This is a genomic window from Corynebacterium sanguinis, assembly GCF_007641235.1.
In the GTDB taxonomy this organism is placed as follows: Bacteria; Actinomycetota; Actinomycetes; order Mycobacteriales; family Mycobacteriaceae; genus Corynebacterium; species Corynebacterium sanguinis.
This window is the reverse complement of sequence record NZ_CP038157.1, coordinates 1,244,266-1,269,979: the sequence shown is the minus strand read 5'-3', so window position 1 is coordinate 1,269,979 and position 25,714 is coordinate 1,244,266. Positions and strand designations below refer to the sequence as shown.

General features: G+C 66.0%; 22 protein-coding genes and 1 pseudogene. 5 read left to right on the top strand and 18 right to left on the bottom strand.

What is annotated here, in order from left to right; genetic code table 11:
* Positions 1-12 precede the first annotated feature (12 nt).
* From E3227_RS06180 to E3227_RS06160, 5 genes are read right to left on the bottom strand one after another with little or no spacing between them, the layout of a single operon-like run.
* On the bottom strand, positions 13-783 hold the full coding sequence (locus tag E3227_RS06180) for an MBL fold metallo-hydrolase (RefSeq protein ID WP_144317907.1): 771 nt from the start codon (positions 781-783) through the stop codon (positions 13-15).
* Between the two features lie 52 nt (positions 784-835).
* The gene (gene murI, locus E3227_RS06175) at positions 836-1,636 is read right to left on the bottom strand and encodes a glutamate racemase (RefSeq protein WP_144317906.1); all 801 of its coding nucleotides are present in this window, start codon (positions 1,634-1,636) and stop codon (positions 836-838) included.
* Complete coding sequence (locus tag E3227_RS06170) at positions 1,629-2,366, bottom strand: rhomboid family intramembrane serine protease (RefSeq protein WP_144317905.1); 738 nt, start codon at positions 2,364-2,366, stop codon at positions 1,629-1,631. Before E3227_RS06170 ends, murI begins: the two co-directional genes overlap by 8 nt.
* A 21-nt stretch (positions 2,367-2,387) precedes the next feature.
* Positions 2,388-3,365, bottom strand: a complete 978-nt coding sequence (locus E3227_RS06165) for a P1 family peptidase (protein ID WP_144317904.1) — start codon at positions 3,363-3,365, stop codon at positions 2,388-2,390.
* Between the two features lie 40 nt (positions 3,366-3,405).
* Positions 3,406-4,413, bottom strand: coding sequence for an NAD(P)H-dependent flavin oxidoreductase (locus E3227_RS06160; protein WP_246062891.1), 1,008 nt, complete (start codon positions 4,411-4,413; stop codon positions 3,406-3,408).
* Between the two features lie 114 nt (positions 4,414-4,527).
* Between E3227_RS06160 and E3227_RS06155 the strand changes: the two genes are divergently transcribed.
* Positions 4,528-7,023 (top strand): excinuclease ABC subunit UvrA, encoded by a 2,496-nt coding sequence (locus E3227_RS06155; RefSeq protein WP_144317903.1) that lies wholly within the window; start codon positions 4,528-4,530, stop codon positions 7,021-7,023.
* A 3-nt stretch (positions 7,024-7,026) separates the two neighbouring features.
* Here the strand turns inward: E3227_RS06155 and E3227_RS06150 are convergent, their stop codons facing one another.
* Both E3227_RS06150 and clpS read right to left on the bottom strand, forming a co-directional pair.
* Positions 7,027-7,566, bottom strand: a complete 540-nt coding sequence (locus E3227_RS06150; RefSeq protein WP_144317902.1) for a DUF2017 domain-containing protein — start codon at positions 7,564-7,566, stop codon at positions 7,027-7,029.
* A 20-nt stretch (positions 7,567-7,586) separates the two neighbouring features.
* Positions 7,587-7,886, bottom strand: a complete 300-nt coding sequence (gene clpS, locus E3227_RS06145) for an ATP-dependent Clp protease adapter ClpS (protein WP_246062632.1) — start codon at positions 7,884-7,886, stop codon at positions 7,587-7,589.
* Positions 7,887-7,979: 93 nt separating this feature from the next.
* On the opposite strand from clpS, the gene E3227_RS06140 reads away from it, so the two are divergent.
* Together E3227_RS06140 and E3227_RS06135 are read left to right on the top strand one after the other, a co-directional pair.
* Positions 7,980-9,317, top strand: a complete 1,338-nt coding sequence (locus tag E3227_RS06140; RefSeq protein WP_144317901.1) for a nicotinate phosphoribosyltransferase — start codon at positions 7,980-7,982, stop codon at positions 9,315-9,317.
* Positions 9,318-9,350: 33 nt separating this feature from the next.
* A complete protein-coding gene (locus tag E3227_RS06135; RefSeq protein ID WP_144317900.1) occupies positions 9,351-11,315 on the top strand; it encodes an ATP-dependent DNA helicase in 1,965 nt (654 codons plus the stop codon).
* Between the two features lie 77 nt (positions 11,316-11,392).
* On the opposite strand, the gene serB is transcribed toward E3227_RS06135, so the two are convergent.
* From serB to nrdF, 3 genes are all read right to left on the bottom strand, one after another.
* Complete coding sequence (serB, locus tag E3227_RS06130) at positions 11,393-12,646, bottom strand: phosphoserine phosphatase SerB (RefSeq protein WP_136652896.1); 1,254 nt, start codon at positions 12,644-12,646, stop codon at positions 11,393-11,395.
* Between the two features lie 132 nt (positions 12,647-12,778).
* Complete coding sequence (gene ctaD, locus E3227_RS06125; protein ID WP_144317899.1) at positions 12,779-14,572, bottom strand: aa3-type cytochrome oxidase subunit I; 1,794 nt, start codon at positions 14,570-14,572, stop codon at positions 12,779-12,781.
* A 304-nt stretch (positions 14,573-14,876) separates the two neighbouring features.
* Positions 14,877-15,875 carry a class 1b ribonucleoside-diphosphate reductase subunit beta gene (gene nrdF, locus E3227_RS06120; protein WP_220184738.1) on the bottom strand — a complete coding sequence of 333 codons (999 nt, stop codon included), beginning with the start codon at positions 15,873-15,875 and terminating at the stop codon, positions 14,877-14,879.
* A 145-nt stretch (positions 15,876-16,020) separates the two neighbouring features.
* Between nrdF and E3227_RS06115 the strand changes: the two genes are divergently transcribed.
* Positions 16,021-16,722 carry a FadR/GntR family transcriptional regulator gene (locus E3227_RS06115; protein ID WP_136652899.1) on the top strand — a complete coding sequence of 234 codons (702 nt, stop codon included), beginning with the start codon at positions 16,021-16,023 and terminating at the stop codon, positions 16,720-16,722.
* A 25-nt stretch (positions 16,723-16,747) separates the two neighbouring features.
* Here the strand turns inward: E3227_RS06115 and nrdE are convergent, their stop codons facing one another.
* The 4 genes and pseudogenes from nrdE to ykgO form a co-directional block, all read right to left on the bottom strand.
* A complete protein-coding gene (gene nrdE, locus E3227_RS06110; RefSeq protein ID WP_144317898.1) occupies positions 16,748-18,913 on the bottom strand; it encodes a class 1b ribonucleoside-diphosphate reductase subunit alpha in 2,166 nt (721 codons plus the stop codon).
* A 126-nt stretch (positions 18,914-19,039) separates the two neighbouring features.
* Positions 19,040-19,471, bottom strand: a pseudogene (gene nrdI, locus E3227_RS06105) (class Ib ribonucleoside-diphosphate reductase assembly flavoprotein NrdI); the annotation flags it as partial.
* Positions 19,472-19,525: 54 nt separating this feature from the next.
* Positions 19,526-19,756 (bottom strand): glutaredoxin-like protein NrdH, encoded by a 231-nt coding sequence (gene nrdH / locus E3227_RS06100; protein ID WP_006839680.1) that lies wholly within the window; start codon positions 19,754-19,756, stop codon positions 19,526-19,528.
* Positions 19,757-20,063: 307 nt separating this feature from the next.
* The gene (ykgO, locus tag E3227_RS06095; RefSeq protein WP_006839679.1) at positions 20,064-20,186 is read right to left on the bottom strand and encodes a type B 50S ribosomal protein L36; all 123 of its coding nucleotides are present in this window, start codon (positions 20,184-20,186) and stop codon (positions 20,064-20,066) included.
* Positions 20,187-20,303: 117 nt separating this feature from the next.
* Between ykgO and nadE the strand changes: the two genes are divergently transcribed.
* Positions 20,304-21,140, top strand: a complete 837-nt coding sequence (gene nadE / locus E3227_RS06090) for an ammonia-dependent NAD(+) synthetase (protein ID WP_186309891.1) — start codon at positions 20,304-20,306, stop codon at positions 21,138-21,140.
* A gap of 725 nt (positions 21,141-21,865) precedes the next feature.
* Here nadE and bioD read toward each other — a convergent pair.
* Genes bioD through E3227_RS06070 form a run of 4 tightly spaced genes read right to left on the bottom strand, consistent with a single transcriptional unit; the run spans position 21,866 to position 25,713 of the window.
* The gene (gene bioD / locus E3227_RS06085; protein WP_144317896.1) at positions 21,866-22,537 is read right to left on the bottom strand and encodes a dethiobiotin synthase; all 672 of its coding nucleotides are present in this window, start codon (positions 22,535-22,537) and stop codon (positions 21,866-21,868) included.
* Positions 22,534-23,676 (bottom strand): 8-amino-7-oxononanoate synthase, encoded by a 1,143-nt coding sequence (locus E3227_RS06080; RefSeq protein ID WP_144317895.1) that lies wholly within the window; start codon positions 23,674-23,676, stop codon positions 22,534-22,536. Before E3227_RS06080 ends, bioD begins: the two co-directional genes overlap by 4 nt.
* A complete protein-coding gene (locus E3227_RS06075; protein WP_144317894.1) occupies positions 23,666-24,946 on the bottom strand; it encodes an adenosylmethionine--8-amino-7-oxononanoate transaminase in 1,281 nt (426 codons plus the stop codon). Before E3227_RS06075 ends, E3227_RS06080 begins: the two co-directional genes overlap by 11 nt.
* On the bottom strand, positions 24,946-25,713 hold the full coding sequence (locus tag E3227_RS06070) for a fructosamine kinase family protein (RefSeq protein WP_006839674.1): 768 nt from the start codon (positions 25,711-25,713) through the stop codon (positions 24,946-24,948). The genes E3227_RS06075 and E3227_RS06070 overlap by 1 nt, the downstream gene beginning before the upstream one ends.
* Position 25,714 lies beyond the last annotated feature (1 nt).

Sequence of the window (25,714 nt, the reverse complement as noted above, 5' to 3'; positions counted from 1 at the left end):
ACCGCCAGGGTACTAGAGGTCGAACACATCTCCCGCAGCGCCGAGGAGGATCTCGCCGTCGAACTCACCGCGCGCGGCCTCCAATGTGACCTGCTTGTCGGCCCACGGCTGGATGTGAACCAGGACCAGGGTCTTCACCCCGGCGCGGCGCGCGATCTCCCCCGCTTGGGCGCCCGAGAGGTGCATTCCCCCGGGCTTGCCCTCAGCAGACGGGCCCCAGGCGGCCTCACAGAGGAAGATGTCGGCATCGCGGGCGGCGTCGACAAGCGTGGGCGTCATGCCGGAGTCGCCGGAAAACGCCAGGACCTTGCCCGTGGAGCGTTCGGCGACGCGCAGCGCGTGCGACTCGAGCGCGGTGTGCTCCACCGGCACTGGGGTGACGGTGATGTCGTCAATCTCCACCGCTTTGTTCGCTACCCAGGTGGACACGTCGAAGGTGTCGGTGATGTCATCGACCTCGTCAGGGCCGTCGGCTCCCATCCGCCCGATGTGCAGCTTCGTGTACGACGGCCCGAACATCATGTGGCGCTGGCGCGCCGGCGCCGTCGGGTGAAAGCGACGCCAGATCGCCAGCGAAGCGGTGTCCGAGCAGTGATCGGCGTGAAGGTGGCTAAACAACACATGCACGTCGGCCGGGTCGTGGACCTCCTGCAGGGCCGCGAGCGCCCCTGGACCACAATCCATCAAAATGCCGGAGCGGCCCGGCACCGTGATGAGGTAGGAAGATCCTGGGTTGCCCGGCGCGGCGAGACTGCCGGAACACCCGAGAATGGTCAATTTCATGGGAACACCATGCCACGAAACCGCTGCGGAATCTAACCGAACGCGCGGCGCGTCAGTCGCGGCCAACCGCGCGGATCTGCGGCCCGAGGAAACGCTCGGCGAGCCGGTTGAACGTCTCTGGGTCCCCGGTCGACTCGAACACACGCGTCGGCGCGGGCGCATCGGGGCCTTCGGGGGCGAGCAGGTCGCGCTCCGTGAGCACGCGCAGGACATCCTTGGCCGTCTCCTCAGCTGAGGACACCAACGTGACGTTGTCACCCATGGCAAGCTGAATAATGCCCGAGAGCAGCGGATAGTGGGTGCAGCCGAGCACAAGAGTGTCCACCCCGGCTGCCTGCAGAGGTTCGAGGTAGCCCTGCGCCACGCCGAGAATCTGCCGGCCTGAGGTCACGCCGCGCTCGACGAACTCAACGAACGCGGGGCACGCTGCCGCGGTCACCTCGAGTCCGGGTTGCAGGGAGAACAAATCTTGATACGCGCCGGAGTTAATTGTTCCTATGGTTCCGATCACACCAACGCGGTGGTTGCGCGTGGTGGCGATCGCACGGCGCACAGCGGGGCGGATGACCTCGACCACCGGGACGTCGTAACGCTCGCGCGCATCGTGCAAGAACGCCGCCGAGGCCGTGTTGCACGCGATCACCAACATCTTCACGCCCCGCTCGACAAGCTCGTCGGCGATGTTCTGCGCGTGGATACGCACGTCGGCAATCGGCTGCGGGCCGTAGGGGCCGTTAGCGGAGTCGCCGATGTAAATGAGCGACTCGTTGTGCAGCTGGTCCATCATCGCGCGCGCGACTGTCAGCCCGCCGAGCCCGGAGTCGAAAACTCCGATTGGTCGAGTATCAGGCACGGCGCTGCCCCTTGGCCGCGCGGCGCTGCTCGCGCTTAGCCTGCAGCTCGGGCGGGTCATCGGAGGTGATCAACATGCCCGCAACGATTCCACCGATCGCACCGAAGAGGTGGCCCTGCCAGCTCACGCCCTGGCTGCCTGGCACAACGCCCCAGATCAGGCCGGAGTAGAGGAACCCGAGCAGCACACCCAGGGAGATCTGCTGGATCGAGCGGTTGAAAAAGCCGCGCACCACTAGGTACGCGAGCCAACCGTAGACCAGCCCGGAGGCACCGATATGGTTCGTGCCGATCCCACCGGTAAACCACGTACCCAGTCCGCCGATGACGCATGCGATGAGTGTGACCTCCCAAAACACCCGCGAGCCCGAATATCCGATGAGGAAGCAGAAAACCGCGCCCGGGATAGAATTCGAGACAATGTGGCTGAGCCCGGCGTGAAGCAATGGTGAGGTAAAAATGTGCGGCAGAGCCGCCGGGTCAAGTGGATGGATGCCGAAGTAGTTCAGGTTCCCGCCGAAAATCACCGTGTTGACAATGAACACGGTCCAGATCACCGCGAGGTAGCCGAAGGCGTAGGCGAAGCCGGTGGCGCGCTTCTGCTTCGGGCTCTTGGCGTACTGCCGCTGCGAGGGCGCGAGCGGGCCTCCCATGGGCTGGTATCCGGGGGCGCCGAAACCGCCGCTGGGCTGCGAGGCGCTCGGCGGGTTGAAAGGATAGTTCTGAGTCATCGCCCCACAGCTTAGTGCTGCTTAGCCGTCGGTGGTGACAATATCGCACCACGCTGGGATGTCGTAAGCCCCCGTCGCGTGGGCGACCGCGTCGACGATCGCAGCCTGGACCGCGTCCGCGGCGGCGGCAGTCAGAGCAGCGAGCTTATCGACGCCCACCTCCAACGCCCCGACCCCCGCGGGCACGGACACGGCGAACAAGGTGTCCCCGTCCAGCGGGGAGTGCGCGGGGCGCACGGCGCGGGCCAGCCCGTCGTGGCCCGCGATGGCGAGGCGCTGCAGCTGCGCCGGGCGAAGCGGGGCGTTGGTGGCGATCACCCCGATGGTGGTGTTGAGCTTCGGGCCTGGGCGCTCCAGCGCGTTGAAGGTGTCGAGCTCGACGGCGGGCTGCGTGGGGTCGCCGTAGAGCAGCCCCGTGGCGGGGTCGATGACCGAGCCCATGGGGTTGGCCACCACAGCGGCCGCGACGAGCGCGCCCTCTACCTCAATCGACGCGATGCCGAAGCCGCCGCGCAGAACACCCGCCGTCGCCCCGCAGCCGGCGCCGACGCTGCCGGTGGTGGCCGGGGCGGCGTCGTCAAGCGCCGCCGCGACGGCAGCCGCGCCGTCGGCGGCTCGTGGGCGGTGGGCGCTGTCGCCGACGACGAGGTCGAAGATCACGGCAGCGGGGACGATAGGCACCCTCGGGCCGTCCACTCCCTCGCCGAACACCTCGAAGCCGATGCCGCGGGCCTCGAGCTCGCCCATCGCGCCGTCGGCGGCGGCGAGCCCGAAGGCGGAGCCCCCGGCGAGCACGATCGCGTGGACACGCTCGACCGTGTTGTGGGGTGCCAGCAGGTCCGTCTCGCGCGTGCCCGGTCCCCCGCCGCGCACGTCAACGGCTCCGATCATGCCTTGCGGATCCCGCGAGACCAGCGCCGTGACGCCGGTGTCGCCGAGCGAGACGTGGCCGATGCCGACGCCGAGCGCAGTGAATATTTCCGTGTGCAAGTGACCCACGAGCCTAGTGTAAGCGGGCTCACCTCCCCCGGCGCGCCGTTCAGGCCGAACCGAGCTCGTTGACAATCTCCGCGGCGCTCGCCTCGCTGCACTGAGCGAAACCGGTGCCGGCCCACAGGTTGAGGTACTCCGCGTCGCCCGCGTCGTTCGCCTCGCCGCGCAACGGGGAGGTCAGGTAGTGGATCTCCGGGTACATCGCCGGGGCCAGCTCGGTGAAGCGATCGGTAAAGGCGTTGCGGATTGCCCGCGCCGGCCTGCCGGAAAACGCCCTGGTCACGACCGTGTCGCGGACCGTGAGCTCGAGCAGCGCGCGCCGGTGGGTCGCTTTGGTGCCCGCCTCCTCGGCGGTGAGGAAGCGCGTGCCGACGACCACCGCGGTGGCGTGGGCGTCGAGAAGCGTGGCGACGTCCTCGCGCGTGCCGACGCCGCCCGCCGCGAAGATCGGGCGACTCGTTCGCGCCGCGGCGATCTCGGTGAGCTCTTCTGCGCTGAACGCCACGCCGCGCTCCTCGGTGCTCAGCACCGTCGCGCGGTGCCCGCCGGCGCCGCTGCCCTGCACGAGGACGATGTCCGCGCCGAGCTCCACGATGTGGTCGATCTCCTCGGGAGTCGTCGCGTTGAGCACGACGAGTTTGCCCGCACGCGAGACCGCGGCGATGTCGGCGGCGCTGGGGTAGCCGAACGTGAACGAGATCAGCGCGGCGCGCGAGGCGAGCGCCACCTCGAGCTTGGGCGCGTAGTGGTCGTCGGACCAGCGCGGCTGCTCGGGCAGGTCCGCGCTAAACGGGAGATGCTCGGCGAGGTGCTCCCGGTAGTCCCGGTACGCCTCGCGCTCGTCGGCGTGGGGCGCCGACGGGACGAAGAGGTTGATGCCGTAGGGCCGTGATGTTGCCTGCTCGATCTGCTCCACTTGCCGCGCGAGGTCATCGGGTCTCAGATACCCGGCGGCGAGAAACCCCAGTCCCCCGGCCTCCGACACAGCCGCGGCGAGCTGCGGCGTCGAGGGGCCTCCCGCCATTGGGGCGAGCACAATCGGCTTACTCAACATGATCACGTCTTTGCCTCCTTGCTGTGCGCTGAGTCGAGCGGTTAAGCGCTGCTGCGACGGTGATGCACTCCATGGTAGGCACGGCCCGCGACCACGGGCATATGCTTTTTCTCTATGGATGCGAACTCGATTGCCGTACACGACGCGCACCTGAACAACCTGCGACACGTTGACGTGTCGCTCCCACGCAACACGGTTGTCGCGGTAACGGGAGTGTCGGGCTCTGGTAAGTCCTCGCTGGCATTCGGCACGATTCACGCCGAGGCGCAGCGACGCTACCTGGAGTCGGTCGCCCCGTTTGCCCGGCGCCTGATTGCGGGCGCGGTGGACCCGAAGGTGGGAAACATCGAGGGCCTGCCACCGACGGTGGCGCTTGAGCAGTCGAAGACTTCGGGCGGGGCGCGCTCGACCGTCGGCACCTTTTCCACGCTGTCAAACTCGGTGCGCCTGTTGTACTCGCGCTGCGGCGACTACGCGGAAGGGGTGCGCGAGAGAAACGGCGGGAGGTTGGACTCCGACGCGTTTTCGCCGAACACCACGGCCGGGATGTGCCCGAAGTGCCAGGGCACCGGTGTTGTCCACCGCCCGGTGGAGGACACGATGGTCCCGGACCCGTCGAAAAGCATTAACGAGGGCGCGATTGAGGCATGGCCCGGGGCGTGGGCGGGAAAGAACTTCCTCGCCATCCTCGACGCGCTCGACTTCGACCTCGACTCCCCGTGGCGCGAGCTTGAGCAAAAGGACCGCGACTGGATCCTGTTCACCGACGAGCGCCCGGTGGTGACCATCTACCCGGTGCGCGGCGCGGATCAGGTGCAGAAGACCTACAAGGGCACGTGGAAGTCGGTTGCGAACTACCTGACCGACACCCTGCACGAGACGGATTCCGACGCGCTGCGCCGCCGCGTGCTCAGCTACATGGAGCACAGCGTCTGCGACATGTGCAACGGCCGGCGCCTCACCCCCGACGCCCTTTTAGTCACTTACGCTTCTTTGCCCATCGACGCCCTCACCGCGCTGCCGATGGACGAGCTGCTGCGCATCCTCGACGAGCGCTTCGACCCGGAGCCGAAGGAGCGCGAGGACGCCCGCGACGAGGCGGAGCAGCGGCTTTTGGCCCAGCTCGTGCCCACGCTGCGCACGGCGGTGGAGCTCGGCATCGGGCACTTGAGCCTCGACCGGCCCGCGCCAACGTTGTCGGCGGGCGAGTTGCAGCGACTGCGCTTGGCGTCGCAGCTGCGCAGTGGCCTGTTCGGCGTGGCCTACGTGCTTGACGAGCCCTCGGCGGGCCTGCACCCGGAGGAACGCACCGCGGTGTCGGACCTGGTGGAGAAGTTCGTCTCGCTGGGTAACTCCGTTCTGCTCGTGGAGCATGACATGAACCTGGTCGCGGGCGCGGACTGGGTCGTCGACGTCGGACCCTTTGCCGGCGAGGGCGGCGGCGAGGTGCTCTACAGCGGCAGCGTCGACGGCCTACGCGCCTGGGGCGAAAAGCCGGACTGCCCCTCGGCGACCGCGCGTGCGCTGGCCGCGCCCGCCCCGCAGCTCAACGACACCTCGCGCACCCCGACCGGCGAGCTGGTTGTCTCCGACATCCACGCCCGCTCGATCCAGGGCGTCGACTTCCGCCTCGGGCTCGGCACGTTCACCGCAGTGACGGGCGTGTCCGGGTCGGGCAAGTCGACGCTAATCACCCAGGCGCTGCCCACCGCGCTGCAGGAGATCAGCGTGGCCACTAAGGGCAGCGCCGCGGCGCAGGAATCGGCCGAGGACGTCGACGACCCCGCCGCCATCAGGATCAGATCAGTGACCGGCGCCGAAAACGTCGACCGCATGGTGCGTATCACGCAAAAGCCCATTGGACGCACGCCGCGCTCGACGCTGGCCACCTACACCGGACTGTTCGACCGGGTGCGCAAGCTCTTCGCCGGCACCGACGAGGCGAAGCGGCGCGGGTGGGGTGTGACCCAGTTCTCCTACAACATGAAGCCGGGGCGCTGCCCCACCTGCAACGGCGCCGGAACCATCGAGGTGGAGCTGGTGTTTCTGCCCGGCAGCTACACCGCGTGCCCGGATTGCTCCGGCGCGCGCTACAACGACGAAACCCTCGAGGTGACTTGGAACGGCTACACCATCGCGGACGTGCTGGGGTTGACCGTCGACGACGCCTTGGACGTGTTTGCCGAGGAGGCCACCATCCGCCACGCCGTGGAGTCCCTGCGGGCGGTCGGGCTGGGCTACCTGCGCCTCGGACAGGGCGCGCCCGAGCTCTCCGGCGGCGAGGCGCAGCGCATCAAGTTGGCCACCGAGCTGCAGCGCGCCCGGCAAAGCTCGAAGCAGCACACGCTCTACGTCCTCGACGAGCCGACGACCGGTCTGCACCCCCATGACGTCGATAAGCTTGTCACAGAGCTCAACAGGCTTGTCGACGCCGGCAACACCGTCGTCGTCGCGGAGCACAACCTCAGCGTGATCGCCCAAGCTGACCGCGTCGTGGAGATGGGGCCCGGCGCGGGTGCCAAGGGCGGCGAGATCTGCGCCGACGGCACGCCTGCGGACATCGCCCAGCGCGACGACATCGCGACGGGGCGGGTGCTGGCAGCCTTTTAGGGCCTAGTCCATCATCGCCTGCAGCAGCGAGTCCTGGCAGAACGCCAGCCACTCGAGCAGCATCTCGCGGTCCTGGGCGTTCGCCTCGCCGCCGCGGTCGTCCTCGGAGACGTAGAGGCGCATGTCGTTGAGCGCGGCGAGGAAGGCGTGCGCCTCGGCCTCGTCGATAGTGACCTCGACCCCGCCCGTCGGCCCGAGCGCCGAGTTGATCACCTGCAGATTCATCAGCTTCGCCTTGATGATGTCGTTTTCGTGCAGGCTGCGCAGCAGTCCGTTGTCGCCGTCGAACTCCTCGTCGCCCTCCATCTCAAAGTCGGGCAGAAGGCGTCGCATCCGCGGGTCCGCGGGCGCCTCGGAGTGGCTGGCGGACAGGCCCATCATTTCCGAGAACTCGTCTTTCGGCGCGGACTGGGCGCGCGCGATTAGCGCCTCCGACACGGTTGCCGTGAGATCGCCGATGACCTCGCGCTCCAGCGGGTCGAACCGGGTGGTGAACTTCACGCCCGAGCGCATGAGACCTTTCTTGCGCTTCCAGTGCTCCATGAAAAGTGCGCTCCCCTCTTTTACCCGGCCTGCTGCATGGTGGCCCACAGCCCGGCGGTGTGTAGCTTCTTCACATCGCCCTCGACTTTGTCCTTCTCGCCCGAGGAGACAACGGCTTTGCCCTCGGTGTGGACCTGCATCATCAGCTCGTTGGCGCGCTTGCGGTCGTAGCCCAGCACGGTTTGGAACACGTAGCTGACGTAGCTCATGAGGTTGACGGGGTCGTCCCACACAATGCACATCCACGGCAGGTTCTCGCTGACAACCACGTCCACGTCGAGTTGCTCGTCGAGCTCCGGCATCGCCATGGGAGAACCCATTGCGTGCAACTGAGACGAACCTGAACACATCATGCGCACAACTTTACCCGCAACCCGGCGCGCACGCGCAGCCGGCGAGTACGCTGTGGACGCATGAACAACCTTCAGGCTCAGACGCACGAATCGACGGCGTTTCTGACCGACATGTACGAATTGACTATGCTCGATGCCGCGTTCAAGGACGGCACCGCGCACCGCCGGTGCACCTTCGAGGTGTTTGCTCGCAAGCTTTCCGACGGCCGTCGTTACGGCGTCCTCGCCGGCATCGCCCGGGTGCTCGACGCGATCTGCCAGTTCCGGTTCACCCCGGAGCAGCTCGCCTCGGCTGACTTCCTTTCCGAGGAGGCGAAGGAGTACCTGCGCAATTACCGCTTCTCGGGCCAGGTCGACGGCTACCGCGAGGGCGAGATCTACTTCCCGTATTCGCCGCTGCTGACGGTGCGCGGAACGTTTGCCGAGTGCGTGATCCTGGAGACGGTGATCCTGTCGATCCTCAACTCGGATTCCGCCGTAGCCTCCGCCGCCTCGCGCATGGTTACCGCTGCGGAGGGCCGCCCGTTGATTGAGATGGGGTCGCGCCGCACCAACGAGCGCGCCGCCATCGCGGCCGCACGTGCCGCCTACATCGCGGGCTTTTCGTCGACCTCAAACTTGGAAGCCGCGATGCGCTACGGCATCCCCAAGGCCGGCACTGCCGCGCACGCCTGGATGCTGCTGCACGTCGACGACAACGGCGTGCCCGACGAAAAGGCCGCCTTCGCCTCCCAGGTGGAGAGCTTGGGCCCGGAAACCACGCTCTTGGTGGACACATTCGACATTACGAAGGGTGTGGAGAACGCCCTCGAGGTCGCGGGCACGAAGCTCGGGGCGGTGCGCATCGACTCCGGCGACCTCGGCATCGTTTCCCGCCAGGTGCGCAAGCAGCTGGACGACGCCGGCGCCGTCGATACAAAAATCATCGTCTCCTCCGACCTCGACGAGTTTGTCATCGCCGGTCTGCGCAGCGACCCGGTCGACGGCTTCGGTGTGGGCACCTCGGTGGTCACCGGCTCCGGCGCCCCGACAGCCGGGATGGTGTACAAGCTGGTCGAGGTCGAGGGCCACCCGGTGGCGAAGCGCTCCCGCGGCAAGGTCACCTACGGCGGCACCAAGTCGGCGCTGCGTGCCTACCGCGCCTCCGGCGTCGCCGTCGCCGAGCTCGTCCACCCCGCCGACCAGGAGATCACCCGCAAGAAGGCCCTGACCTACCGCGAGATGGTCATCCCCTTGATCCGCGACGGCCACATTGTGGAGCACCAGAGCGACCTCGAGCAAGCCCGCGACTACCTTGATGCCGCCCGCACGACGCTCCCCTGGGAGGGCCTGGCGCTGTCGCGCGATGAACCCGCGATTCCGACGCACTTTGTCGGGTTCCCGGAGCCCGCGGAATAGTTAGTGTCCGCCCCGGCTCTAGACTGGTTCCCCGTGAGTGACCAGCCTCTAGCCCAACCGACCACCGATCTTCTCGCCGCAGCCGTCGATGCGCTCGGCGGGGCGGAGCGCCCGGGCCAGGTCGCCATGGCCAAGGCCGTGACTCGGGCGCTGGAAGAGGAGCGCCACCTGGCCGTGCAGGCTGGCACGGGCACCGGAAAGTCGCTGGCCTACCTCGTGCCGGCGATCCGCCACGCCCACGCGACCGGCGGCACCGTTGTGGTGTCCACCGCGACGATCGCGCTGCAGCGCCAGCTGGTCGAGCGCGACTTGCCGCGGCTTGCCGACGCCCTCGAGCCGCTGCTGGAACGCCGCCCCACCTTCGCCATCCAGAAGGGCCGCAACAACTACGTGTGCCGCCACAAGCTGTCGCTGCCTGGCGACGTCCCCGAGGCGCTGATTGAGGAGGACGACATCTCGTGGCTGGGCCGCCACGTCAAGCGCGTCAACGAGTGGGCGCAGGAGACGGAGACGGGCGACCGCGACGATCTTGAGCCCGGCGTTCCCGACCTCGCGTGGCGTCAGGTTTCCGTGACCTCGTCGGAGTGCTTGGGCGCGGCGCGCTGCCCGCACGGCGAGGAATGCTTCGCCGAGCTGGCGCGCGAGCGCACCCGCAACGTGGACCTCGTGGTCACCAACCACGCGCTGCTCGCCATTGACGCGCTGGCCGATACCGATGTGCTGCCGGAACACGACGTGGTCATCATCGACGAGGCCCACGAGCTCGACGGGCGCATCACTTCGGTGGCCACTAATGAGATTTCGGCGAGGGCGTTGACGATGTCGTCGAGACGCGCGGACAAGCTTGGAGCTGAGAAGGGCGAGCTGGAAACGGTCGTCGACGACTTTGCCGCCGCGATGAACGTGGAGACGCCCGGAAGGTGGGAGAACATCTCGGAGGCGGCGCGCGGCGGGTTCGTCGCGGTGCGCGACGCGCTGTGGCACACGCGAGAGGCAATCGCGAAGGGCCCCGAGGGCGAGGCCGACAACGAGCCGGAAACCTTCGCGGAGCGCGAGAACTTGAAGAACCACCTCGGCGATCTTCACGACGCCATCGTGCGCATCCTCGGCGTCTTCGACGAGGACGACCCGGCGAAGCACACGGACGTGGTGTGGCTGACGCGTTCGGAGCGCGTCGGCGATTCCGTATCGGTCGCGCCGCTGTCCGTGGCCTCGCTGCTGCGCGAGCGCCTTTTCGGGGAGCACACGGTGGTGTTGACCTCGGCAACCCTGACGATTGGCGGCAACTTCAACGCGGTCGCCGCCGCGTGGGGCCTGCCCGACGGGACGTGGGACGGGATGGACGCGGGCACCCCCTTCAACCCGTGTTCTTCCGGGATTCTGTACACGGCCGCGCACCTGCCCGCGCCCGGGCGCGACGGCCTGGCGGCGGAGACGCTCGATGAGGTCGCCGAGCTCATCACCGCGGCCGGCGGGCGCACCTTGGGCCTTTTTTCCTCCCGCCGCGCTGCCGAGCAGGCCGCGGAGGCGATGCGCGCGCGGTTGCCCTTCGACATCCTGCTCCAGGGCGAGGACTCGACGGGCGCGTTGGTCAGCGCGTTCTCTGCCAGCGAGAACTCGTGTCTCTTCGGCACCTTGTCGTTGTGGCAGGGCGTGGATGTGCCCGGCTCGTCGCTCTCGCTCGTCATCATCGACCGCATCCCCTTCCCCCGCCCCGACGACCCGCTGCTGCAGGCGCGCGCCAAAGCCGCCAACGCCGCGGGCCGCTCCGGGTTCATGGAGGTCTCCGCCACGCACGCCGCGCTGCTCATGGCCCAGGGCGCGGGGCGGCTTCTGCGCTCGGTGGACGACAAGGGCGTCGTCGCGGTGCTGGACAACCGGCTGACCACCAAGCGCTACGGGTCGTTCCTGCGCAAGAGCCTGCCGGCTTTCTGGGAGACGACCGACCCCGCAACGGTGCGCGCTGCTTTACGACGCCTCGTCGCAGCATCGCACTAAAGCCCCGCGGCGCTGGGGGCTTCGGTTTCGGTCTAGTAGCTATACCTCAACCACACAACGTCCCCACCAAAACCGGCCTAGTCCAGCGCAACGCGCCCGACGATGCCCGCAGCCTCGTTGGCGTAATCGATCTCCTCGCGCGGAATCCCAAGAATGTAGAGCACCTCATCCAGGAACGGGTGGTTCACGCTGGCGTCCGCGACCTCCTTCAGCGCCGGCTTGGCGTTGAACGCGATACCCAGCCCCGCCACGCCGAGCATGTCAATATCGTTCGCACCGTCACCGACCGCGACCGTCTGCGACATCTGCAGCCCCGAGTCCTGCGCGAAGTCCGCGAGCAGCCGTGCCTTGGCTTGCCTATCGACGATCTCCCCAACCACGCGCCCGGTCAGCTTCCCGTCAACGATTTCGAGCGTGTTGGCGCGCACGTAGTCCAGATCGAGCTCCTCGGCGAGACCCTCGAGGACCTGAATGAACCCGCCGGAGACCACTGCCGTGCGGTAACCCATGGAGTTCAGTGTGCGGATAGTGGTCCGCGCCCCCGGGGTCAGCTCAATGTCGGCGGCAACCGAATCGATCACAGAGGCATCCAGCCCCGCGAGCGTCGCCACCCGTTCGCGCAGAGATTCTTCGAAGTCAAGCTCTCCCCGCATGGCCCGCTCGGTCACCTCGGCGACCTCGGCTTCCTTGCCGGCGTGGGCCGCCAGCATCTCAATGACCTCGCCGGTAATCAGGGTGGAGTCGCAGTCGAAACATACCAGGCGCTTCGCGCGGCGGTGAAGACCAGCGTTTTCCATGGCCAGGTCGACGCCTAGCTCGTTGGACAGCTCCGCGAGCGCCTCACGCACCTGCCGCCCGCTACCGGGGCTGTAGTCGGGCAGCGTCACGCGGAACTCGAGGCCCGTCACTGGGTAGTTGGAAATGCCGTTGATGCGGTCGATGTTCGCCCCGAACCCGGCAAGGGTTGCGCCCAGGCGGGAGACCTGCTCGGCCTGGACGGGATTTCCCAGCATGACAATCACGTGGGTCGAGCGGGGCCGGGAGACGGACCTCGCTTCCCCGCCCGTCTCGATGGTGACCCGTTGCCCGAACTCCCACAGACCCGCGCGCAGTTCGCGCTCCAAGTCGGTGAGTTTGAGCGGGTCCATTCCCACGAAGGTGGACAGCATCAGTCGTCCTCGGAAGTCGACCTGGGAGACGTCGAGAAGCTGCACGCCGTGGTTGGCGAGCACCGTGAAGAACGCGGCGGATACACCGGGGCGATCCGGGCCGGAGGTGGTGATCACTGCGTGTTTGAGTCCTTGCTGGAGCTCGACCTCGAAAGTGGGCATACGTAGTCCTTGTAGCGGTATTGGCCAATCGTTGATTCGCTCATGCTACCTGGCGGTAGTGGTGGGCAGACGAGCAAGGCCCCCGCGCGAACGCGGGGGCCTCTACTTACGTGTCAGTCAGAATGCAATGCACTAGTTGCCGTTGACGTGGCTCGTTGCTTCCTGAGCCTCGCCTTCGTTACCAGCGGAGTCGAACTCGTGGTTCGCTCCCTTGTAGGTTGCCGGGCTGTCATCGCTGTGACCGGTGTGGGCCTCGCGGCGCAGGCGGCCAACCATATGCGGGTAGTGCAGCTCGAACGCGGGGCGCTCGGAGCGGATGCGCGGCAGCGCCGTGAAGTTGTGGCGCGGCGGCGGGCAGGAGGTAGCCCACTCGAGAGAGTTGCCGTAGCCCCACGGGTCGTCGACGGTGACGATCTCACCGTAGCGCCAAGACTTGAACACGTTCCAGATGAACGGCAGCATACCGACACCCAGGATGAACGCACCCACCGTGGACACCTGGTTGAGCAGGGTGAAGCCGTCGGTGTCCAGGTAGTCGGCGTAGCGGCGCGGCATGCCCATGTTGCCCAGCCAGTGCTGGACCAGGAACGTCATGTTGAAGCCGATGACGGTGAACCAGAAGTGGATCTTGCCCAGGCGCTCGTCCAGCATGCGACCCGTCATCTTCGGGAACCAGAAGTACACGCCCGCGGTGGAGGCGAACACGACGGTGCCGAACAGGGTGTAGTGGAAGTGCGCAACCACGAAGTAGGAGTCGTGCAGGTGGAAGTCCAGCGGCGGCGCAGCGAGCATGACGCCGGTCAGGCCACCGAAGAGGAAGGTGAACAGGAAGCCCACTGCCCACAGCATCGGGGTTTCAAACGTGATGTGCCCGTTCCACATCGTGCCCAGCCAGTTGAAGAACTTCACGCCGGTCGGCACGGAGATCAGGAAGGTCATGAAGGAGAAGAACGGCAGCAGGACCGCGCCGGTGGCGAACATGTGGTGTGCCCACACAGCCATGGACAGGCCGGCGATGGCGAGGGTGGCGAAGACCAGGCCGATGTACCCGAAGATCGGCTTGCGGGAGAACACCGGGATGACCTCGGAGATCACGCCGAAGAATGGCAGTGCGAGGACGTACACCTCGGGGTGGCCGAAGAACCAGAACAGGTGCTGCCACAGGATGGCGCCGCCGTTGGCGGTGTCGAAGATGTGGCCGCCGAGGAGGCGGTCGTACAGCACGCCCAATGCTGCGGCGAGCAGCAGCGGGAAGACCATCAGGGCGATGATCGAGGTCACGAAGATGGTCCAGGTGAACACCGGCAGGCGGAACATGGTCATGCCCGGCGCACGCAGGGTGAGCACGGTGGTGAGCATGTTCACGGCCGAAGCGACGGTGCCGATACCGGTCGCGCCAACGCCGATGATCCACAGGTTTGCGGACACGGACGGCGTGTGGGTGGCGTCGGCAAGCGGCATGTACATGGTCCAGCCGAAGTCAGCCGCTCCGCCCGGGGTGAGGAAGCCGGCGAGCATGGCCAGCACGCCAACCTGGGTGATCCAGAAGCCGAAGGCGTTCAGGCGGGGGAAGGACACGTCCGGCGCGCCGATCTGCAGGGGCAGGACGTAGTTGGCGAAGCCCCAGACAATGGGGGTGCCAAAGGCTAGCAGCATCACCGTGCCGTGGAGGGTGAACAGCTGGTTGAACTGCTCGTTGGAGAGGAACTGCAGGCCCGGGCTGAATAGCTCAGCGCGGATCAGCAGCGCCATCAGGCCACCGACGAAAAACCACAGGAACGACATCATAATGTAGAGAATGCCGAGTTCTTTGTGGTCGGTGGTGGTCAGCAACTTGTAGAACTTCGAACCCTTGCGGGGGTTACCCGTGGGCTCAGGCCGAGCGGGCGGGACGTACGTGTCCACCCTTGGCGCCACTGCGGTCATGCGATCCTCCTGACTGACGGCACCCGCGCGCTACTGCCGCCCGAGTTCTTCGGGCGAGCAGCGAGCACGGATGCCACAACTGATACCGGCTAATCATAAGCCACTGACGTATCGTTTTGCCAGCCCTCACAGCTTCAGCGAAGGCGGATGCCCCCAAATGGGCTGGCTTATCGACGCCCCCACGCCCACAAGCCACTTTTTGCCTGTTTGCAGCTAAAGCGGCGGCCTACCCCATTCGCGGTAGTCCGGGGCGAAAGGAAAGGGGCCCGCGTCGCCGCGAGGCCCCTTAGCTAAACAGTCAGGATCAAAAATCCCAGTCGTCGTCCTGGGTGTCTTCGGCCTTGCCGATGACGTAGGAAGAACCCGATCCGGAGAAGAAGTCGTGGTTCTCGTCAGCGTTGGGCGACAGCGATGCCAGAATCGCCGGGGAGACCCGTGTCTCATCCTGCGGGAAGAGACCCTCGTAACCGAGGTTGTTGAGCGCCTTGTTGGCGTTGTAGCGCAGGAAGCGCTTCACGTCTTCGGTCCAACCCAGCGGGTCGTAGACGTCCTCGGTGTACTGCGTTTCGTTCTCGTAGAGGTCGTAGAGCAGGTTAAAGGTGTAATCCTTCAGCTCTTCGCGCTCGGTCTGGCTCAGGCCGGCCTGGCCGCGCTGGTACTTGTAGCCGATGTAGTAGCCGTGGACGGCCTCGTCGCGGATGATAAGACGGATCACGTCCGCGGTGTTGGTCAGCTTGGAGTGCGCCGACCAGTACATCGGCAGGTAGAAGCCGGAGTAGAAGAGGAACGACTCAAGCAGCGTGGAGGCGACCTTCTTCTTATGCGGGTTGTCGCCCTCGTAGTAGCTCAGGATGATCTTCGCCTTGCGCTGCAGGCTCGCGTTCTCCTCGGACCAGCGAAACGCGTCGTTGATCGCCGGGGTGTCCGCCAGCGTCATAAAGATGTTGGAGTAGCTCTTCGCGTGAACCGACTCCATGAAGGCGATGTTGGTGTAGACGGCCTCCTCGTGCATCGTTTGCGCATCAGGCAGCAACGATACGGCGCCGACGGTGCCCTGAATCGTGTCCAGCAGGGTCAGGCCCGTGAACACGCGCATGGTTGCGGTCTTCTCGTCGTCGGTGAGGGTGCGCCACGACGGGATGTCGTTGGACACCGGCACCTTCTCGGGTAGCCAGAAGTTGCCCGTGAGGCGGTCCCAAACTTCTAGGTCCTTGTCGTCCGGAATCGTGTTCCAGTTAATCGCCTTCACAGGCTTGTCGTGGGCGTTCAGGTAGCTCTCGTACTCTTCAGTCACGCACCCCATACTAGCCACGCCACGACGGCGCGGGAGCCGGATGGTGCAACCTAGCCCCGAAGGGGTGTTAACACAAAGGCACCGAAGTCGGATAAGGAAAAGTGTTATGTAAAAAGCTATAGTTGACCTGTCCACTTCCCCAAGGTTGCAACTGATGACTCTCGCGTCCAAGACCCCCGCCGAACCGCTTTTGAACAACATCCTCGACACCCTCGGGACGGAAATCGTCTCCGGTATCATCCCCGAGGGCGACACGTTCACCCTCAACGATTTGTCCACGCGCTTCAAAATCTCGCGCACCGTCGCGCGAGAGGTGATGAGGGCGCTCGAGCAGCTCGGGCTCGTCTTGTCGTCACGCCGCGTCGGCATCAAGGTGCTGCCCGCCAGCCAGTGGGATGTGTTTGATCAGGCCGTCATCGGGTGGCGCTGGAAAGCGGACGCGCAGCGCCAGCTCAAGGAGCTCAGCGAGCTGCGTTTTTCGGTCGAGCCGGTCGCGGCGGTCATCGCAGCGCGCCACGCCGAAAAGTCGGAGGCCGAGGAGCTGATCGCGATGGCCGAGGCCATGGTCAAGCTCGCCGATGAGGGCAACAGCGAGGAGTTCCTCGCGACCGACCTGAAGTTTCACACCCTGATTCTCAAGGCCTCGCGCAACGAGATGTTCCACGCACTAGCTCCGTCGATCCTCCACGCGCTGGAGGGCCGCACGCTCTACGGCGAGAAGGGGTCGATCCCGGGGCCGGACGCCGTCGAGGCGCACTTCGCGCTCGCTGAAGCTATCGCTGCCGGCGACCCAGACGGCGCCGAGCGCGCGTCAAAGGTCGTCATGGCCGACATCTCCCCCTGCCACAGCTGCTAGCAGGGGGGCGTCGATACGCACGCTCTTAGAGCATGCAGGAGACGCAGCCCTCGACCTCGGTGCCTTCGAGTGCCATCTGGCGCAGGCGGATGTAGTAGAGCGACTTGATTCCCTTACGCCACGCGTAGATCTGGGCGCGGTTGATGTCGCGGGTGGTGATAGTGTCCTTGAAAAACAGCGTCAACGACAGACCCTGATCAACGTACTTCGTGGCCACGGCGTAGGTGTCGATGATCTTCTCGTACCCGATTTCGTAGGCGTCCTTGAAGTAGGACAGGTTCTCGTTGTCCATGTGCGGGGCCGGGTAGTAGACGCGGCCGATCTTGCCTTCCTTGCGGATCTCGATCTTCGAGGCGATCGGGTGGATCGACGAGGTGGAGTTGTTGATGTACGAGATCGAGCCAGTCGGCGGCACCGCCTGCAGGTAGCGGTTGTAGATACCGTCGCGCGCGACATCGGCCTTGAGCTGCGCCCACTCCTCGGCGGTGGGGACGGCAACGTTGGAGCGGGCGAAGAGCTCCTTGACCTTGTCCGTCTTCGGCTGGAAATCGGCCGGGTCGTAGCGGTCGAAGAACTCGCCCGTGGCGTACTCGGACTTGTCGAAGTCGGCGAAACGCTCCCCCTTTTCCACGGCGATGGCATGGGAAGCCTTGATCGCCTCGTACATCACGGCGGCGAAGTAGGCGTTGGTGAAGTCGAGGCCCTCCTCGGAGCCGTACTCAATGTGCTCGCGGCCGAGGTAACCGTGCAGGTTCATCTGGCCCAGGCCGATGGCGTGCGAGGCGTTGTTACCGTCGCGCACGGGCGGCACGGACTCAACCGACGTCTTGTCAGCCACTGCGGTCAGCCCGCGGATCGCCGTTTCGACCGTGCGGGAGAAGTTGTCGGAATCCATCGTCTTCGCGATGTTGAGCGAGCCCAAGTTGCACGAGATGTCGTGGCCGACCTCCGCGTAGCTCAAGTCCTCGTTGAGCACGGACGGCGAGTTGACCTGCAGGATCTCGGAGCAGAGGTTGGACATGTTGATGCGGCCCGTCTTCACCGGGTTGGCCCGGTTAGCGGTGTCCTCGAACATGATGTACGGGTAGCCGGACTCGAACTGGATCTCCGCGATCGTCTGGAAGAACTGGCGCGCGTTGATCTTCGACTTGCGGATGCGCGGGTCCTCGACCATCTCCTCGTACTTCTCAGTCACGGAGATGTCGGCGAAGGGCACGCCGTAGACGCGCTCCACGTCGTACGGAGAGAACAAATACATAACATCGTTGCGCTTGGCCAGCTCGAACGTGATGTCCGGGATGACCACGCCGAGCGAGAGGGTCTTGATGCGGATCTTCTCGTCGGCGTTCTCGCGCTTGGTATCCAGAAAGCGCATGATGTCGGGGTGGTGCGCGTTGAGGTACACCGCGCCTGCGCCCTGGCGCGCGCCAAGCTGGTTGGCGTAGGAGAAGGAATCCTCGAGCAGCTTCATTACCGGGATGACGCCGGAGGACTGGTTTTCAATGTGCTTGATCGGCGCGCCCGCCTCGCGGATGTTCGACAGCAGCAGCGCCACGCCGCCGCCGCGCTTGGACAGCTGCAGCGAGGAGTTGATCGCGCGGCCGATGGACTCCATGTTGTCCTCGATGCGCAGCAAGAAGCAGGAGACGAGCTCGCCACGCTGTGCCTTGCCGGCGTTGAGGAAAGTCGGGGTGGCGGGCTGGAACCGGCCGGTCATGATTTCGTCGACAAGCGCGGAGGCGGTCTCCTCGTTGCCGCTGGCGAGGAACAGGGCGGTCATGGCGACGCGGTCCTCGAAACGCTCGAGGTAGCGGCGCCCGTCGAAGGTTTTCAGCGTGTAGGAGGTGTAGTACTTGTACGCGCCCAGGAAGGACTGGAAGCGGAACTTAAACGCGTAGGCGCGCTTGAAGGTTGCCTTCACGAACTCCCAGTCGTAGGCCTCGAGGACCTCCGGCTCGTAGTACTTGTTCTTTACCAGGTAGTCGATCTTTTCCTCCAGGTCGTGGAAGAAGACGGTGTTTTGGTTGACATGCTGGATGAAGTACTGGTTCGCGGCCTCGCGGTCCTTCTCGAACTGGATTTCGCCATTCTCGTCGTACAGGTTGAGCAGCGCGTTGAGCGCGTGGTAGTCGAGCTGCTCAGCCTGCGACACGGGCTCTGCGACGTTCTTGCCGAGGGTAGGGGTAGACACGGTTCAAGGCTCCTATGCTGTTTTCTTGGTGTTGTGGCGGTCGTACTTCTTACGGAGTCTTTCGAGGCGCTGCGCGGACTCCTGCTGGATTTCGTCCGCGCGAGCAGCGAGCTTATCGACGTCCGCCGGATCGAGCGGGTTCAGCCCCAAGGCCTGGGCGTTGTCGACGAGTTGTTCGCGCACGTAGACCACGTCGTTTTCATCGCCCATTAATTCAAAGCGGTACAGGTGCGGGACGCGGCACTTGCGGGAGATGACTTCACCCGCAAGGCAGAAGTCCGGCCCGAAATTAGAATTGCCCGCGGCGATCACGCCGCGGATCAGTGAGCGATTGTGTTCGTTGTTGAGGAACTTGATCACTTGCTTCGGCACCGGACGGGTGTTTTCGCTCGTGAGCGACGCTCCACCGCCGTAAGTGGGGCAGACGAGGACATAGGGCTCGTTGACGATGAGCTCGTCCTCGGTGCGGTACAGCGGGATACGGGCGGCGGGTAGGCCGACCTTTTCAACAAACCGCTGGGTGTTTCCGGTGGCGGAAGAGAAGTAGACGATAAGCATCGCTTCCCTCGAACTCCCCTCTCCGTTTTTAGGTGTGTGGCGCCTTTCGGCTGTTTAAGCGGCCTGTGCCAAGCGCTGGATGCGCTCCGGGCGGAAACCGGACCAGTGCTCCCCGCCGACCTCGACGACCGGGGCCTGAAGGTAACCCAGCGCCATGACGTAGTCGCGGGCCTCGTTGTCGACGGTGATGTCAACGAGGGTGTATTCGAGTCCGGCCTTGTCGAGGGCCTTGGTGGTGAAGTTGCACTGGACGCAAGCTGGCTTGGTGTAAACGGTGATGGACATAACCTGTGCGCTCTTCCTCGGTGAGATTGAACTTGTCTTCTGGGCGGTCTAGCTCGGCTCCGAACCCCGTCGGAGTAACACTGATAAACACTATACTTTGTGGCCGATTTAGGCAACCGATACTATATATAGTAGTTACACCGGTGGAATTACCAGGATATAAGCGAGTCGCGGCCCACATGTAGGCCTACGTTTGCTCTCGCGACTTACATCAGTGTGCTTTCACGCCCCGAAACAGCAAAGCGCCCCGCTTCCTCTGCGTGAATGAGAGGTGGCGGGGCGCTTTGTTGTAGCGGAGTCTGCGCGACTAGCCCTGGCGGGCCTTGAAGCGCGGGTCGCGCTTGTTGATGACGTAGACCTTGCCGTGGCGACGCACAACCTGGGCGCCCGGCTTGTTCTTCAGCGACCGAAGCGACTTGCGAACCTTCATCGGGCGCTCCTTTCTTCTCTCGGTTTCCTCAAACACGACCCCCGAGCGGGAGTCGCAACACGAAGTACGAGATTACCTCACCCAGGCCGGATAACCAAAAGCGCTACGATGAACGTCATGAACGCGCAGAGCACCACCCTCCAACAGGCAATTATTGAGCAGCTTGGCGTCAAACCCAGCATCGACGCCGCCGCGGAGATTGACGCGCGTGTCGACTTCCTCGCCGACTACCTCATCGCGTCCGGGGCCAACGGTTTCGTCCTCGGGATTTCCGGCGGCCAGGATTCCACGCTTGCGGGCCGGCTTGCGCAGTTGAGCGTCGAGAAGCTTCGGGCGAACGGGACCGAGGCCACGTTTTATGCCGTGCGGCTGCCCCACGGCACCCAGGCGGACGAGGCCGACGCCCAGCGCGCGCTCCAGTTCATCCGGCCGGACGAGCGGGTCACCGTGAACATCAAGCCCGCCACCAGCGCGCTTGCCGACGCCGTCACCGACGCCCTCGGAAGCGAGGAGCTGCGCGACTTTAACAAGGGCAACGTCAAGGCCCGCATGCGCATGATCGCGCAGTACGCGATTGCCGGGGAGCGCGGCCTGCTGGTCATCGGTACCGACCACGCGGCGGAGAACGTCACCGCGTTCTTTACCAAGCACGGCGACGGCGCGGCCGACCTGCTGCCGCTCGCAGGGCTGAACAAGCGCCAGGGTGTCGCGCTGCTTCGCGAGCTCGGTGCGGATAAGCAGTTCTGGGAGAAGATCCCCACCGCGGACCTCGAGGATGACCGCCCGGCGCTTCCCGACGAGGAGGCACTCGGCATCACTTACGCACACATCGACGATTACCTGGAAGGCAAGAGCATTCCTGACGACGCCCGCGAGCGCCTCGAACACCTCTGGCGCGTCGGCCAGCACAAGCGCCACCTTCCGCCGGCGCCGTTTGATACGTGGTGGCGTTAGGTTCTCTGCTTTGTGGGATCTCACGGTCGGGCAGTGGCCGGGGGCAAAACTCCGGGTCAGAAACCCCCGAATCGGCTTCATCGTGACATCTCGCGCGGTGCAATGTCACGGTCAGGCAGCTGCCAGCCGCAGAACCCCAGGTGGGTAACCCCCGTATCGGCTTCACCGTGGCATCTCACGCGGTGCAATGTCACGGTCAGGCAGCCACCAGCCGCAAAACCCCAGGTGGGTAACCCCCGTATCGGCTTCATCGTGACATCTCGCGCGGTGCAATGTCACGGTCAGGCAGCTGCCAACGGCAAACCCCCAGGTCAGCAGTACCCAGACAGGCTTCATCGTGACATCTCACCCGGCGCAATGTCACGGTCGAGCAACCACCAGTCACAAAACCCCAGGTCGGCGACACCCGAAACGGCTTCACCGCGACATCTCACCCGGTGCAATGTCACGGTCAAGCAACCACCAGCCACAAAACCCCAGGTCAGCGACACCCGAAACGGCTTCACCGTGACATCTCACGCGGTGGAATGTCACAGTCAAGCAGCCACGGGCGGCAAAGCCCCAGGTCGGCAACCCCCGTATCGGCTTCACCGTGACATCCCACCCACCGCAATGTCACGGTCAAGCAGCCCCGGGAAACAAAACCCCAGGTCGGCAACACGCAGTCCGCCTTCACCGTGACATCTCCCCCGCCCAACAACCAGCGCCAACCCCCACCGCGACATCTAACGGCGAAACCAGCCTGGTGCCCGGCGCGCAAACTCCTCCGGCGCGAGGGATCCCGCCCCGCGGGGCACTGCGCCCAGCAGTTTCTCCCCCGTCAGTCGTGGGAGATCTTCGACGTTGCACCTCTGGGCCAGGTCCGGGGCTTCCGGCCACGAACCGATCATCATGCCCAGGCACTCGAGGCCCTCGGCGCGCAAGCATCGCGTCGCAAGCTCGGTCGCCGACAGCGTGCCGAGCTCGGCGGAGGTAACCAGCACGACCGGCGCGTTGAGCTCGCGCGCGACGTCGATGATCGTCACGTCGGTGCCCAACCGCGCGAGGACCCCTCCGGCGCCCTCGAGGAACACCACGTCCAGGTCTTCGTTGCCTGACCACCGCCGCACCGCATCCGCAAGCTCAATGGCGGTGGACTGTTCTTCCCCCGCGCGGTGCGCCGCCGTCTCCGGGGCGAGCGGCTCGAGCAGGCGGCGGTACTCGAACGCCGCCGCAACCCCGGCGAGCCGCGCCGCCACTTGGCAGTCCCCCTCCTCACCCGGTTCAAGTCCGGTCTGGATGGGCTTGGCTATTCCCACGCGACTACCTGCCGCCACCTCGCGGGCCGCTAGCGCCGCGGTGGCGATTGTCTTGCCAATCTCGGTGCCTGTGCCCGAGACCACGATGAACTTCGTCATAGGTGCGAAAACTCCTCTACTACGTCGCGCAGAATGGCCTCGGCACGGGAAACATCGGCATCACTTAAATCGGCGCGGGCCGTCAAACGCAGCCGCGACGTGCCCGCCGGCACGGACGGCGGACGGAAACACCCCACCTCGAGCCCGCGTTCACGCGCGGCGTCGCGGGCGGCCACCGCGCGCTCCGGGTCGCCAAGAATGACCGACACGACCGCACTCTCCGGCTCAATCGCCCCCGTCGCCTCAGCCAATTGCTTAGCGACGCCCAACACCCGCGCAGCTCGATCCGGTTCGCGCTCCACAATGCCCAACGCCGCACGCGCCGCGCCGACCATCGGCGGGGCCAGAGCGGTATCGAAGATAAAAGAGCGTGCCGTGTCCACCAAGTGCGCGCGCACCCGCGGAGAGCCGAACACCACCCCGCCCTGCGCGCCCAGCGCCTTCGACAGCGTCGCGGTGACAACGAGGTCCTCCTGCCCGGCAAGTCGCAGCTCATGGACAAAGCCGCGCCCGCCGGAGCCGCGCACCCCAAGCCCGTGCGCCTCGTCGACAACGAGCACGGCGCCGTGCTCCCGCGCAACGCCGTGCAGCGCAGCGACTGGCGCGAGCGTCCCGTCTGCGGAGTACACGCTGTCGGTGAGCACCACAGCGCGCTGCTCGATACGCGAGCTCAGCGCCTCAGCCACCGCGTCGACATCGCCGCGGGGCGTGACGACGACCCGGGCACGCGATAACCGGCAGGCGTCGACAAGCGAGGCGTGCGAACCCGCATCGGAGACCACCAGCGCGCCTCGCCCGCTCAGCGCCGTGACGAGACCCAGGTTGGCCATGTAGCCGGAGGAAAACACCAGCGCCGAGGGCTGGCCGCAGAACGCAGCGAGCTCGCGCTCGAGCGCCTCATGCTCATCGAGAGTGCCGGTGACCAGGCGCGATCCCGTCGAACCTGCCCCGCAGCGCTCCAGGGAGCGGCGCGCCCCGGCGATGACCTCCTGGTGACACGAGAGCCCCAGGTAGTCGTTGGATGCGAGATCCAGCAGGGGCGCTGCCGGGTCCCGGGGCCGCAGCACGCGGTGCAGGCCGGCCGCGCTGCGCCGGCGGCTGTCGTCGTCAAGCCAGTCCAGAGGCGATTTAGCTTCCATGGGAAAACGACGTTACTCCCGCAATCGCCGCGCGGCAGATCGCGGCGATGTCGTCGTGGGTGCAGATGTAGGGCGGCATGGTGTAGATCAGGTTGCGAAACGGCCGCAGCCACACGCCGTGCTCCGTGACCGCATCGGTGGCGACCTGCATGGGTACGTCGCGCTCGAGCTCGATCACGCCGATGGCGCCCAGGACGCGGACGTCGCGCACACCGGGGAGCTCTCGCGCGGGTGCGAGACCTTCCTCGAGCCAGCCGCAAATACGCGGCACCTGCGTGCGCCACTGCCTGCCGTCGACGAGGTCCAGCGAGGCGTTCGCGATCGCGCAGGCCAGGGGGTTGCCCATAAACGTCGGGCCGTGCGCCAGCCCGCCGGCCTCCCCGCGGCTGATCACCTCGGCGACGTCTTGCGTGGTCAGCGTCGCCGCGAGCGTGACGTACCCGCCGGTCAGCGCCTTGCCTACGCACATGATGTCCGGCACCACCTGCGCGTGGTCGGCGGCGAAAAGCTCGCCCGTGCGGCCGAACCCGGTGGCGATCTCGTCGAAAATCAGCAGCACGCCCGTCTCGTCGCACACGCGGCGCAGCTCGCGCAGGTAGGCGGGGTCGTGGAAGCGCATCCCGCCGGCGCCCTGCACCACCGGCTCCACGATCACGGCGGCGAGCTCATGGGCGTGGGACTGCACCATCTGTCTCAGTTCGGTGGCGTAGGCCGCGTCGAACTCGCGCGGCGGGGCGTCCGCGAACACCTGCGCCGGCAGAACCGCGCGCCACATCGCGTGCATCCCGCCGTCTGGGTCGCACACGCTCATCGGGGTCAGCGTGTCACCGTGGTAGCCGCCGCGCCACGTCGCCAGCTTCGTGCGCCCAGCATGGCCCCGCGAGCGCTGGTACTGAATCGCCATCTTGGCCGCGACCTCCACGCTCACCGAGCCGGAGTCCGCGAGAAACACCTTGTCCAGCTCCCCCGGCGCCATCGCGGCGAGGCGCGCGGCGAGCGTTACAGCCGGCTCGTGCGTCAGCCCGCCAAACATCACGTGGCTCAGCTCGTCGACCTGGCGGTGCGCCGCGGCGTCGAGATGCGGGTGGTGGTAACCGTGGATCGCCGCCCACCAGGAACTCATCCCGTCGATAAGCTCGCGGCCGTTGGCAAGCTTGAGGCGCACGCCGCTTGCCGACGCCACAGGCAGCGGCGCCGTCGTCGGAGGAAACGCGCCGTAGGGGTGCCACACGTGGCGTGCATCGAGGGCCAGCAGGCTTTGGTCGTCCATCACACACCAGAATGTACAACCCGCAGTGTCTGCTCCGCCGCGCGCACCAGCGCATCCGCGTAGCTCGGCCCGTGGGTCTGGGCGTGCACCGCCAATGGGTGCAGCTGGTGGATGGGGATTCTGCGGCGCCAATCGGCGCCAAGGACACCCTCTTCTAAGTACCCCTCGGCGATCTCCTCGACAAACGGGGCGCCGAACAGCTCCAGCATCGCGATATCGGTCAGCGGGTGCCCGCCGTGGGCCGCGGGGTCGATAAACCGCGGACCATGTGCGGAAAACAGCAGGTTTCCCGACCACAAGTCGCCGTGGATGCGCGCGAGCGGGGCGTTTTCGTCTTCCTCCAGCAGCGCCTCGCATGCGCGCTCGACCGTTTCGAGGCCGGTGTCCCGCAGGTTTCCCGCCGCGTGGGCCCTGTGGGCGAAGGGCAGGACGCGCTGGTGTACGTAGAAGTTGGCCCACCTTTCGGTTGGAGTGCATTCCTGCTCGACGCGCCCGATAAAGTTCGGTCCGCCCCAGCTGGCCGGCGGAGCGCCGAAGGCCTGCGCACCGCAAGCGTGGATCTTGGCCAGTTCGCGGCCCGCCCCCATCGCCGCGGCGGGTGTTGGCCGGACGGTGTCGACGTGCTCTATGGTGAGCGTGTTGGCTGCGGCGTCAACGTCGTAGACTTCCACCACCGCGTCGCTGCCCTCACGCAGCCAACGCAGGCCCGCGGCCTCCGCAGTGGCGGATTGAGGAGCACTCCCGTGCTTTGTAAATTTGCGACTCATG